This window comes from Micromonospora sp. M51, from assembly GCF_018070305.1.
Lineage (GTDB): Bacteria > Actinomycetota > Actinomycetes > Mycobacteriales > Micromonosporaceae > Micromonospora > Micromonospora parva.
Window position 1 is genome coordinate 1 of the sequence record NZ_JAGPXZ010000120.1, and the last position, 11,615, is coordinate 11,615.

General features: G+C 70.3%; 11 protein-coding genes and 1 pseudogene. All 12 read left to right on the plus strand.

Features of this window, described 5'->3' with window-relative positions; all coding sequences use genetic code 11:
- A partial coding sequence (locus KBX53_RS09425; RefSeq protein ID WP_210858679.1) for a flavin reductase family protein occupies positions 1-420 on the plus strand: 420 nt, incomplete at its 5' end.
- Positions 421-597: 177 nt separating this feature from the next.
- A complete protein-coding gene (locus tag KBX53_RS09430) occupies positions 598-963 on the plus strand; it encodes a DUF485 domain-containing protein (protein ID WP_030331682.1) in 366 nt (121 codons plus the stop codon).
- Complete coding sequence (locus KBX53_RS09435; RefSeq protein WP_030331684.1) at positions 941-2,632, plus strand: cation acetate symporter; 1,692 nt, start codon at positions 941-943, stop codon at positions 2,630-2,632. The genes KBX53_RS09430 and KBX53_RS09435 overlap by 23 nt, the downstream gene beginning before the upstream one ends.
- A gap of 89 nt (positions 2,633-2,721) precedes the next feature.
- Complete coding sequence (locus KBX53_RS09440) at positions 2,722-3,699, plus strand: NAD-dependent epimerase/dehydratase family protein (protein ID WP_210858680.1); 978 nt, start codon at positions 2,722-2,724, stop codon at positions 3,697-3,699.
- A gap of 76 nt (positions 3,700-3,775) precedes the next feature.
- The gene (locus tag KBX53_RS09445) at positions 3,776-5,002 is read left to right on the plus strand and encodes an LCP family protein (RefSeq protein WP_030331688.1); all 1,227 of its coding nucleotides are present in this window, start codon (positions 3,776-3,778) and stop codon (positions 5,000-5,002) included.
- A gap of 159 nt (positions 5,003-5,161) precedes the next feature.
- Positions 5,162-6,430 (plus strand): LCP family protein, encoded by a 1,269-nt coding sequence (locus tag KBX53_RS09450; RefSeq protein ID WP_210858681.1) that lies wholly within the window; start codon positions 5,162-5,164, stop codon positions 6,428-6,430.
- A 175-nt stretch (positions 6,431-6,605) separates the two neighbouring features.
- The gene (locus tag KBX53_RS09455; RefSeq protein WP_030331691.1) at positions 6,606-7,568 is read left to right on the plus strand and encodes an LCP family protein; all 963 of its coding nucleotides are present in this window, start codon (positions 6,606-6,608) and stop codon (positions 7,566-7,568) included.
- Between the two features lie 58 nt (positions 7,569-7,626).
- Positions 7,627-7,962 (plus strand): rhodanese-like domain-containing protein, encoded by a 336-nt coding sequence (locus KBX53_RS09460; RefSeq protein WP_030331693.1) that lies wholly within the window; start codon positions 7,627-7,629, stop codon positions 7,960-7,962.
- Positions 7,963-7,972: 10 nt separating this feature from the next.
- Positions 7,973-8,761: a glycerophosphodiester phosphodiesterase family protein gene (locus tag KBX53_RS09465; RefSeq protein ID WP_030331695.1), complete on the plus strand. Its 789-nt coding sequence runs from the start codon at positions 7,973-7,975 to the stop codon at positions 8,759-8,761.
- 55 nt (positions 8,762-8,816) lie between these two features.
- Positions 8,817-10,198 (plus strand): annotated as a pseudogene (locus KBX53_RS09470) (ATP-binding protein).
- Positions 10,199-10,265: 67 nt separating this feature from the next.
- Positions 10,266-10,685: an ATP-binding protein gene (locus KBX53_RS09475; RefSeq protein ID WP_309140736.1), complete on the plus strand. Its 420-nt coding sequence runs from the start codon at positions 10,266-10,268 to the stop codon at positions 10,683-10,685.
- Positions 10,686-10,744: 59 nt separating this feature from the next.
- Positions 10,745-11,615, plus strand: an 871-nt coding sequence (locus KBX53_RS09480; RefSeq protein ID WP_210858683.1) for a DUF5926 family protein, incomplete at its 3' end; no start/stop codon positions are given.

Sequence of the window (11,615 nt, forward strand, 5' to 3'; positions counted from 1 at the left end):
GTGACCCTCTGGACGGCGCCCGGTCCGGCCGGGCTGACCGTCTCGTCGACCCTGGTGGCCGAGGGGGAACCGGACCGACTGCTCGGGTTGATCGACCCGGAGTCCGACCTCTGGGCGGCCGTCGAGGAGTCGGGTCGGTTCGCGGTCACGCCGCTCGGCCCGCCGCACCGGCAGCTCGCCGACCGGTTCGCCGGCCTCTTTCCGGCTCCGGGCGGGCTGTTCGCCACCGGCGACTGGGTCGAGACGTCGTACGGGCCGGTCCCGGCGGACGGCGGCGGCTGGGCCGGGTGCCGGCTGGACACCGCACGGGAGTACGGCTGGGGCCTGCTGGTCGAGGCCACGATCGAGGCCGTCGACCTGGCCGAGGAGTCCGTCCCGCTGCTGCACTACCGCGGTCGCTACCACGAGTTGCCGGCCTGACCGGGGCGTCTCGTCCGGGCCCGACCGATCACCGCAGTGACCTGAGTCACTTGGCGCAGCCAGCCAACCGCTCGGCGCACTCGCCGACCGTCGTCGATCTCAGCCTTCCCTGCCGGGGAGTGCGCTCTTTACGGTGCGCGAAACTCCTCTGACGCCTGTGAAGGTGGTGATCCACAGATGTCCACGGACACACCCGCTCCGGCTGCTTCCGAGTCGGACAAGTACCTGGCCGTACAACGGTCGGACGAGTTCGCCGGGCTGCGGCGTGCGCTGCGCGGCTTCGTCTTCCCGATGACCGTCGCGTTCTTCCTGTGGTATGCGCTCTACGTCATTCTCTCCGCGTACGCCCGGGACTTCATGGGCACGAAGCTGTTCGGCAGCAACATCAACGTCGCGCTGGTCTTCGGCCTGCTCCAGTTCGTCTCCACGTTCCTGATCGCCTGGCTCTACTCCCGGTACGCGGACCGGAAGATCGACCCCATCGCGGACCGGATCCGCGCCGAGATCGGGGAGGTGACCCATGAGCACGGTCCACGCGGTTGAGACGTTCCTCGCGGCGGAGGCGGGCAACCACACCGCCCGCAACCTGACCATCACGCTCTTCCTGGTCTTCGTGGCGGTGACCCTGGGCATCACCATCTGGGCCAGCCGGCAGACCAAGACGGCGACCGACTTCTACGCGGGTGGCCGGTCCTTCTCCGGTTTCCAGAACGGCATGGCGATCGGCGGCGACTACATGTCGGCCGCCTCGTTCCTCGGCATCGCCGGCATCATCGCGCTGTACGGCTACGACGGCTTCCTCTACTCGATCGGCTTCCTGGTCGCCTGGCTGGTGGCCCTGCTGCTGGTGGCGGAGCTGCTGCGGAACTCGGGCCGGTACACGATGGCGGACGTGCTGGCGTTCCGGATGCGTCAGCGTCCGGTGCGTACGGCGGCGGCGGTCTCCACCATCACGGTGTCGATCTTCTACCTGCTCGCCCAGATGGTGGGTGCCGGCGCGCTGGTCGCGCTGCTGCTCGGCATCCGGCCGGGGACGACCTTCCTCGGCATGGACGCGGACACCGCGAAGGTGGCCACCATCATCATGGTCGGCGCGCTGATGATCATTTATGTCACGGTGGGTGGCATGAAGGGCACCACCTACGTGCAGATCGTCAAGGCGTTCCTGCTCATGGGCGGTGCGCTGCTGATGACCATCCTGGTGCTGGCCAAGTTCAACTTCAACCTGTCGGCGCTGCTGGGCCAGGCGGCCGAGGCATCCGGCAAGGGCAGCGCGTTCCTCGAACCCGGGCTGCGGTACGGCGTGGAAGTCGCCGGCAACTCGACGCAGACCTTCTACAACAAGGTTGACCTGCTGTCCCTGGGCATCGCCCTGGTGCTCGGCACCGCCGGTCTGCCGCACATCCTGATCCGCTTCTACACGGTGCCGACCGCCAAGGCGGCCCGCAAGAGCGTGCTCTGGGCGATCGGCATCATCGGCACCTTCTACCTGCTCACCCTGGCCCTCGGCTTCGGTGCGGCGGCGCTGGTCGGCAGCCAGGCGATCACGGCGCAGGACAAGGCCGGCAACACCGCGGCGCCGCAGTTGGCCGAAGCGCTCGGCATCGACTTCTTCGGCGGCGAACTGGGCGGGGCAGCCCTGCTGGCGATCATCGCGGCGGTCGCCTTCGCCACCATCCTCGCGGTGGTCGCCGGGTTGACGCTGGCCTCGTCGTCCAGCCTGGCGCACGACTTCTACGCCAACGTGCTGAAGAAGGGTGAGGCGTCGGAGCGGCAGGAGGTGCGGGTCGCCCGGATCTCCGCCCTGGTGATCGGCGCGGTGTCCATCCTGTTGTCGATCTACGCGCAGAACCTCAACGTGGCGTTCCTGGTGGCGTTGGCCTTCGCCGTCGCCGCCTCGGGCAACCTGCCGGCGATCCTCTACAGCCTCTTCTGGCGGCGGTTCAACACCTCCGGCGCGGTGTGGGCGATCTACGGCGGGCTGCTCTCGGCGGTGCTGCTGGTGTTCTTCTCGCCGGTGGTCTCCGGTGCGGCGACGTCGATGTTCCCGGACCACGACTGGCAGTGGTTCCCGCTGTCCAACCCGGGCATCCTCTCCATCCCGTTCGGTTTCCTCTGCGGGTGGATCGGCACTGTCATCTCCAAGGAACACGACGAGGACAAGTACGCCGAACTGGAGGTGCGCGCCCTCACCGGTGCTGGCGCGCACTGACAGCGGTACCCGACAGGGGGTCCCCTGTTGACGCACGACGTCAACAGGGGACCCCCTGCACCAATTCGACGGTCGGTAGGCTGAGCGGTATGAAGGTTGCTGAGCGCTTTGGTTCCGGTCACCGCGTCCTCGTCACCGGCGGAGCGGGCTTCGTCCCGTCGCACCTGGTAGACGCCCTGATCGCCCGAGGTTGCACAGTGGTGGCGCTGGACAATTTCGTGACCGGCTCCAAGGAGAACGTCGCCCACCTGCTGGACCGGCCGACCTTCACCCTCGTCGAGGCCGACATCTCCGAGGGTCTGCCGACCCACCACCCCGCGCTGGCCGAGCGGTTCGACGCGATCCTGCACATGGCCTCCCCGGCCAGCCCCACCGACTTCGCCCAGCTGCCGGTGGAGATCCTCCGGGTCGGCTCGGTCGGCACCCTGCACCTGCTGGAGCGCGCGGTCGCCGACGGCGCCCGGTTCCTGATGGCCTCCACCTCCGAGGCGTACGGGGACCCGAAGGAGCACCCGCAGCGCGAGACCTACTGGGGCAACGTCAACCCGATCGGGGTCCGCAGCGTCTACGACGAGGCCAAGCGCTTCTCCGAGGCCGCGACGATGGCGTACCACCGCTACCGCGGGCTCGACGCGGCGATCGTCCGGATCTTCAACACGTACGGCCCGCGGATGCGCCCGGACGACGGCCGCGCCATCCCCACCTTCATCTCGCAGGCGTTGCGCGGCGAGCCGATCACCGTGCACGGCACCGGCAACCAGACCCGGTCCATCTGCTTCGTCGAGGACCTGGTGCGCGGCATCCTGCTGCTGCTCGACTCGACCGAGACGGGCCCGGTCAACTGCGGCACCGAGCACGAGCTGACCATGCGACAACTCGCCGAGTTGATCGTGTCGCTCTCCGGCAGCAGCTCGAAGGTGACCTATGTCACCCGGGGCTCAGACGACCCGGAGATGCGCCGGCCGGACCTCACGCTCGCTCGTGAACTGCTCGGATACGAGCCGTCGATCGCGCCCGAAGATGGCCTGCGACGCACCATCGAGTACTTCCGGACGCGGCTCGGCTGACCGGATCCGCGCGTACCGGCCGTCGCTGAGTGTCGCCTGAAGGCGGTAGTGGCTCCGGCTACGTACCCTGAGTTACATGTCCGCGACCTCGTCTGCCGGCGTCCCGCATCCGTACCTGCACCGCAGCGCCGGGCGCGCGTCGGTGCCCGGCCCCGACCGGAGCGCCTCCGGGCGTGCCCGCCCGAGCGAGGCGCGCTTCTACCCGTCGCACGACGAGGAGCAGCTGCGGCCCGGCGGCCCGAACGGGCCCACCGGGCCTGGGGGCCCGGGTGGCGCCGGTGGGCCGGGACGGCGTGGCCCGCGACCGCGCTGGGGGCGGATCGCCCTGGTGGCGGGGGTCGCGGTGCTGGTGCTGGCGCTGCTCGGCAGCGTCGGCGCCTGGCTGTACGCCCGCAACCTCAACAGTGACCTGGCCCGCACCGACCCGTTCGCGGAGATCACCGGCGGTCGACCCGCCAAGACCGTCGATGGCGCGCTCAACATCCTGCTGGTCGGCAGCGACTCGCGGGATCCGGACGCACCGGTCGACACCAAGAGTCAGTGGCGCGCCGACACGATCATCGTCATGCACATCCCGGCCGACCACCAGGAGGCCTACCTGGTCTCCATCCCCCGGGACCTGTACGTGCCGATCCCGGAGAGCGCCGGAGCGGACTGCGGCTCCGGTTCACGCGCGAAGATCAACGCTGCGTTCGCGTTCGGTGGGCTGCCGCTGGCGGTACGCACCGTGGAGTGCTTCACCGATGTTCGGATCGACCACGTGATGGCGATCGACTTCGGCGGTTTCAAGGAGGTCACCGATGCCCTCGGCGGGGTGGACCTGAAGGTGGAACGCACCATCACGTCGATCCACAAGCCGTACCGGACGTTCACCAAGGGCACCAACCACATGGACGGCGCGGAGGCGCTGGACTGGATCCGGCAGCGCAAGCAGTTCCCGGACGGGGACTTCGCCCGGATGCGGCACCAGCAGGAGTTCCTTCGGGCGCTGATGGACAAGGCGGCCAGCACCGGCACGCTGGCGAACCCGAAGAAGCTCAACGACTTCCTCAAGTCGGTGACCGCGGCCGTAACCGTCGACCAGTCTTTCTCGGTTACAGACATGGCGCTGCAGTTCCGTAACCTGCGCGGCCAGAACCTCACCTTTGTGACCAGCCCGAACTCGGGCAGCGACACCATCAACGGCGAGTCGGTGGTGGTGTCGGACCGGGAGAAGGCGCTCGCGATGTACCAGGCCATGTCCGCGGACAAGATGGCCGACTGGGTCAAGGCCAACCCGCCGAAGAGCAACGACGGCGGCTGACGCCAACCCGAGGGGCACCAGCCGTTCGGGTCATCGAACAGCGACGATCGTCTGAGTCTGCGAAATTCGACGTCCGGATTGACCCGGGATGAACTCGCCAAGTCGATTTGATGTACGTACAGTGGTGCCGCCCCCTCCTGATCACGAGCTGGAGCACGCATGCCGGTTCAGGCCAGTCGTCGCCCTTCTTCCCCCGGGTCCGCCGCCCCCAGCGGTCGAATCGCTGCGGCCATACCCGCACAGTCGCGCCCCGGTGGTGGCGGGCCAGGCTCGCGCCCTCCGGGCGGCGGCGGTGACGGTGGTGACGACCGCCCGGGTGGCGGTGGGGCGAAGAAGCGGACCAAGCGCAAGGACCCGCTCTGGGCCAAGCTGACAGTCGTCTTCGGTGCCGTGTTGATGCTCAGCAGCGGCGTGGCCATCGTCGGCAGCAAGGCGCTGATCGGGCAGGCGACGGGCGGCATCGCGAAGGGCAACCTGCTGGGTGAGGCGGGCAAGTCCGACGCCGAGGGCGGGGCGAGCCTGGACGGCCCGATCGACATGCTGCTGCTCGGCGTGGACGCACGGGAGCGCTGGGCCGCCGACGACGTCCGCTCGGACAGCATCATCATCCTGCACATTCCGGCCACGCACGACCAGGCGTACCTGATCTCGATCCCCCGGGACACCGAGGCGCAGATCCCGGCGTTCGAAAAGAGCGGCTACGGCGGCGGCTCCGGGAAGATCAATGCCGCGTTCCAGGCCGGCGCCGCGAACGGTGGCGGCTGGGAGGGTGGCGCCCAGCTGATGGCCCAGACGATCAAGCGGCTCACCGGGATCAGCTTCGACGGCGCGGCGATCATCAACTTCGGTGGCTTCAAGAACGTCATCGACGCCCTGGGCACGGTGCGGATCTGCGTCACCCAGGAGGTCAAGTCGCTGCACATGTCGTACGTCGACGGCAAGCCGATGTGGAACGCGGACGCCAAGAAGACCGGCAAGCAGCGGACCCCGGTGGTGCACAAGAAGGGCTGCCAGGAGATGGAGGGTTGGGCCGCGCTCGACTACTCCCGCCAGCGCAAGACCCTCAAGAACGGCGACTACGACCGGCAGGCGAACCAGCAGCAGCTGATCAAGGCGATGGCCAAGAAGGCCACCGAGGGCGGGATGCTGACCAACCCGGCCAAGATGAATAACCTGATCAAGGCGGCGGGCAAGGCGTTCGTGCTGGACACCGGCGGCGTGCCGATCGAGGACTTCATCTTCACCATGCGCGGGGTCACCGGCAACGAGCTGACCATGCTCAAGACCAACAACGGCACGTTCAACGCCAACGGCAACAACACCGAGGGCTTGAACGAAGAGACGATGGCCATGTTCCGGGCGGTCAAGCAGGACAAACTCGCCGAGTTCGTCTTCACCCACCCCGAGGTGATCTCCACCCGCAAGTGACGCCGGTAGTCGCGGAAAAGCAGCGACGACCCCGTCACCGCCCGTAGCCTGACGTGAGCAGGTTTCACGTATCGGCTGCGGGGAGGCGGTCACGTCCAGGTGGGGACGGAACGCAGCGGGCCGGGCCGGAGCGGCCCCGTCCGCCCGGTCACCTCGCGCCCGTGGGTCGCGCATCATGCTCGGCGTCGGCCTGGCCCTCGTCCTGCTGGCCGGGCTCGCCGTGGCCGGGCTCAAGACGCTCAGCCACCGGTACGACCGCACGGTGACCAAGGAGCAACTGCTCGACCCCGACGCCCGTACCGCCCGCACCGACCTGGACGGGCCGCTCAACTACCTCCTGGTCGGCTCCGACCGACGACCCGGCGACAGCGGCCCGGACCAACGCTCGGACACCATCCTCATCGTGCACGTCCCCGCCGGGCAGCGGGAGGCGTACCTGGTCTCCATCCCGCGTGACCTGCTGGTCGCCATCCCGCCCGCCAACGGCTTCGGCGGTGGCCAGGACAAGATCAATGCGGCGTACGAGCACGGCGGCGGCGGGCAGGCCGGCGCCCAACTGCTCTCCGCCACCCTGCACCGGCTCACCGGAATCCAGTTCGACGGCGCCGCGTTGATCGACTTCTCCGGCTTCCGGAAGGTCATCGACCTGCTCGGCGGGGTGCAGATGTGCGTGGACACCGAGGTCCGCTCGATCCACACCAACCGGGTCTTCACCACCGGCTGCCACCAGATGGACGGCGCGCAGGCGCTGGACTACGTCCGACAGCGCTACGACCTGCCCGGCGGTGACTACGACCGGCAGCACCACCAGCAGCAGTTGCTCCGGGCGATGCTGGACAGCGCCGGCAGGGCGGACCTGCGAAGCAACCCCGTCAAACTCGACCAGGTGCTGCGGGCGGTCGGCAGCTCGTTGACAGTCGACACCAACGGCGTACCCCTGGAGGACCTGCTCCTCGCGCTGCGCGCGCTGCCGCCCGACGGGATGCGCGGCGTCCAGGTGCCCTCCTCGCCGCAGACCATCGACGAGGTCTCGTACGTGGTGCTCGACAACGGGGGCAACGGGCTGTTCGAGGCACTTCGCGACACCCGGGTGCCGGCCTGGGCGCAGGTCAACCCCCGCTGGGTGACCCGGTTGTGACGGTGTCGACGGCCCGGTCGGTGCCGAACCGGGCCACGAGGATCTAGTGTTGCTTCCTGTGTTCGGACCCCAGGTTCCCACCGTGCCCGTGACCGAGATCGCCGACGAGACCTACCTGCTGGACGTGCGGGAGGACGACGAGTGGGCGGCCGGCCACGCCCCCACCGCCCACCACCTGCCGATGATGCAACTGCCGGCCCGACTGGCCGAGGTGCCCACCGACCGGGAGGTGGCCGTCGTCTGCCGCTCCGGCGGGCGCTCCGCCCAGGTCGTCGCCTACCTGATCAACAACGGCTGGGAGCAGGTGCGCAACGCCGACGGCGGGATGCGCCAGTGGGCCGCGGTCGGCCGACCTGTGGTCGACGCGAACGGGCAGCCCGGCCAGGTCATCTGAGGCCGGCGCAATGGGCGGGCCACTGGTCTTCGCGCACCGCGGCGCCTCGTTCGACCTACCCGAGCACACCCTCGCCGCGTACCTGCGCGCCCTCGACGAGGGTGCCGACGGCCTGGAGTGCGACGTCCGGCTGACTCGGGACGGGCACCTGGTCTGCGTGCACGACCGACGACTCGACCGCACCAGCAACGGCCGCGGTCTGGTCAGCGCGCGCACGCTCGCCGAACTGGACGCCCTGGACTTCGGCTCGTGGCACCCCGGCAGCGCGCCGGACGGCGACCTGCCACCGGACGAGTCGCACACCCGGCTGCTGACCCTGGCCCGACTCCTGGACGCGGTGCTCGCCGCCGGCCGGCCGGTCCGGCTGCTGGTCGAGACGAAACACCCGTCCCGTTACGGCTCGAACGTGGAACGGCGACTGGTCAACCTGTTACGCCGGTACGGGCTGGCCGACCCGACACCGGACGATCCGGTGCAGGTCACCGTCATGTCGTTCTCCCCGTTGGCGGTCCGTCGGGTGCGCGAGCTGGCCCCGACGCTGCCCACCGTGCTGTTGCTGGAGGTGTTGCCGCGCTGGTTGCGGTTGGGTCGGCTGCCGTTCGGCACCCGGATCGCCGGGCCGGGCATCAGCCTGGTCCGGGCCCGCCCGCAGCTGCTGCCCGCACTGCGCGCGGCCGGCAACCAGGTGTACGTCTGGACTGTCAACGAACCGGCCGACCTGGAGTTGGTGCTGACCGCCGGGGTGGACGGGGTCATCACCGACCGGCCGGCGTACGCCCTCGCCCGGCTGGACCGCTGAGCCGATCGGCCGGGCGGGGGTGCCCAAAACCGGGACGGCGGGGCAGACTCGGCACATGCCGGAGCGTATCGATTTCCCCGCTCTCATCGCCGGCCACACCGTCGTGATCGAGATGATCAACTCTGGGGACGCGGGCCTGCCGGTCCTCACCCAGCTGCTCCGGGTGGCCCAGCCGGCGCTCGGCGCGACCGGGATGGCGTTCGTCGAGTTCGGTCCGACAGGTGGCCGGGTGATCGCCGCTACCGGCGTGGCCGAATGGTGCGGGTGGGTGACCTCAACGGCAAGCTCGCCGGCGAACTGGCCGGCAGTGGCCTGCGTCGGATGGTGGTCTCCCGGGCCGAGATCGGCGGCCACACCGTCGGCAGCCTGCACGCGCTCTATCCCGGCGACGACGAGCCGGGCCCCGAGCAGCAGGGGGTGGTCGGCTACCTCGCGTCCTGCGTCGGGCACATGTACGGCGACCAGAGTGGCCTGCCGGTGCACGGTGACGGCCCGGTGGTGGCCGCCCTCGCCGACGGGCTGGCCGTCGTCGACCGGGACGGGCACGTCCGGCTCTGGAACCCGGCCGCCGCCCAGGTCACCGGCCGGACGGTCGAGCAGGCGCTGAACCACCCGTTGCCGTTCCCGCTGCCGCCCTCCGGGCAGGTTCGCGACCACCGACTGCCGGACGGCCGCTGGCTGCGGATCACCTCCGGCGAGCTGCCCGGGCCGGGCACGTTGCGGGTGGTCACCTTCCGCGACATCACCGACCAGCAGCGCCGCGATCACGACCGGGAGCTGTTCGTCGCGGTGACCAGCCATGAGCTGCGCACCCCGGTAACGGTGATCAAGGGCTACGCGGACACCCTCACCGACCACTGGGAGTCGCTGACCGACGTCGACCGCCGGCAGGCCGCCCGGGTGATCGGGCAACGCGCCAACGAGCTGGCCCGGCTGGTCGACCGACTGCTCAGCTCCGCGGCGGAGGTGGGGCCGGGCGACGACCCGCCCACCCCGTTCGACCTCGCCGAGGCGCTGCGTTCCGCCGTCGTGGACCTGCCGGCGGAGCTGCGCCGCCGGCTGGTGCTCCGCCTCCCCGGCGATCTGCCCAAGGCCCTCGGTCACCGGCCCAGCCTGGCCACCGTGCTCACCGAGTTGACGACCAACGCCGGTAAGTACTCGGCACCGGACTCACCCATCGAGATCACCGCCTCGGTCGACGGGCAACTGGTCGCGTTCCGGGTCAGCGACCAGGGCATCGGCATCCGACCCGAGCACGTGGAACGGGCCTTCGACAGGTTCTGGCAGGGCGAGTCCGGTGACCGTCGCGGATACCCGGGTGCCGGGCTCGGCCTCTATCTCGTCCGCCGGATCGTTGAACAGCAGAATGGATGGGTATCCCTACGTCCGAGGAACGGCGGCGGTACGGTCGCAGAGGTGCGGCTACCACGCGGTTGACCGAGGGTGGCGCGACGTGGAGGCGACGGTGGCAGCGGCAGCGGTAGCGAGGGATCAATCCTGGTGTGTGGTGGTTCCCCACCACCCGGGTGGGGCACGGCTGGCCCGACACCGGCTCGCCGCGGAACTGGCCGACGCCGTACCCCCGGCGCTCCTGGCGGACCTGATCGCGGTGCTCGCGGAACTGGTGGGCAACGCGGTACGGCACGCCAGGCCGCTGCCCGGCGGCGTGATCCGGGTCGCCTGGCGGCTGCGGCCCTCGCCCGAGGGCGCACTCATCCAGTTGCGGGTCACCGACGGCGGCGGCGCGAACAGCGGGCCCCGGCTCCGGACGGCCAGCCCGGACTCGGCGGACGGGCGCGGGCTGCACATCGTGGCCGGCCTGGCCACCCGCTGGGGCGTCGAACAGGACGGCATGGGCCAGCGCGTCTGGGCGGAGTTCGACCTGGCGCCGGCACCCCGACCCGACCTGGTGCCGGCGGGCTGAGGACGGCCCGGGCGGGTCCCGGCCACGGCGAGCCGCTCGGGGCTCTAGGCTGTGACGCCGTGAGTAAGCGTCGAAAGAGCCAGCGCACCGCCGCCGACACCACCCCCCGCCGCGACAAGGTGCGGGACGTCTTCGTGCCGCGTCCGTTCGACGGGCTGGTCGACGAGTCCGAGTGGATCGCGCTGCGCGAGTTGGTGCCCGCCGCCTCCGCCCCGCTGCGGCTGGCGCCCGCCGTCATCGAGGAGTTCGGTGACCGGGCGGTGACGCTCGCCACGGTGCTGCCGATGGCCGCCCCGGCGATCACCAAGCCGGACGGCCGGGTGCTCATCGGTCTCCAGCGCCACCAGCAGTCCGGCGACGTCTCCCGGGATTTGGCCGACGCGTTGCTCAGCGCGTTGCGTACCGAGCCGGGCGGTCAGGTGGCAGTGCCGCCACTGCCCGGGCCCGGGCCCCGCCTGCAGGACATCCTCGTGGACGGTCCGCTGGACATCACCATGCACGACGGTTTCGAGTTCTGGCTCGACCCCGGGGCCGCCGACGACCCGACCGTCCAGGCGTCGCTGGAGCGGGCGAACGCGGCCATCTACCCGACGGTGCGACTGACCGCGGCGAAGGCCGCGTACTGGTGTCAGGTGCCGGAGAAGGCGCACGTGCGCTGGGTGCTGCCGGACGACGAGGACGGCGCCCTCGACGCGTTGGCCCGCCTCGGCGCGGCCGGCACCCTGACGCTCGGCGAGCAGACCAAGTTCGCCGGCATGTTCCGCGCGCACGGTCGACTCGTACCGGTCTGGGACCTGCCGGAGGACACCCCGGCGGCCGAGTGGGAGGAGCCGGTGGCGCAGTTCGCCAAGCGGTACGCCGAGGCGCTCACCGTCACCGACCCGCTCGACGCCGCCGACCGTCGGGCCCGTCAGGGGCTGCTCGGCCGCC

Excerpts from the sequence above, each read along its gene's own strand:
- KBX53_RS09430 (WP_030331682.1), top strand. The coding sequence starts at position 598 with ATGTCCACGGACACACCCGCTCCGGCTGCTTCCGAGTCGGACAAGTAC.
- KBX53_RS09435 (WP_030331684.1), top strand. The coding sequence starts at position 941 with ATGAGCACGGTCCACGCGGTTGAGACGTTCCTCGCGGCGGAGGCGGGC.
- KBX53_RS09440 (WP_210858680.1), top strand. The coding sequence starts at position 2,722 with ATGAAGGTTGCTGAGCGCTTTGGTTCCGGTCACCGCGTCCTCGTCACC.
- KBX53_RS09445 (WP_030331688.1), top strand. The coding sequence starts at position 3,776 with ATGTCCGCGACCTCGTCTGCCGGCGTCCCGCATCCGTACCTGCACCGC.
- KBX53_RS09450 (WP_210858681.1), top strand. The coding sequence starts at position 5,162 with ATGCCGGTTCAGGCCAGTCGTCGCCCTTCTTCCCCCGGGTCCGCCGCC.
- KBX53_RS09455 (WP_030331691.1), top strand. The coding sequence starts at position 6,606 with ATGCTCGGCGTCGGCCTGGCCCTCGTCCTGCTGGCCGGGCTCGCCGTG.
- KBX53_RS09465 (WP_030331695.1), top strand. The coding sequence starts at position 7,973 with ATGGGCGGGCCACTGGTCTTCGCGCACCGCGGCGCCTCGTTCGACCTA.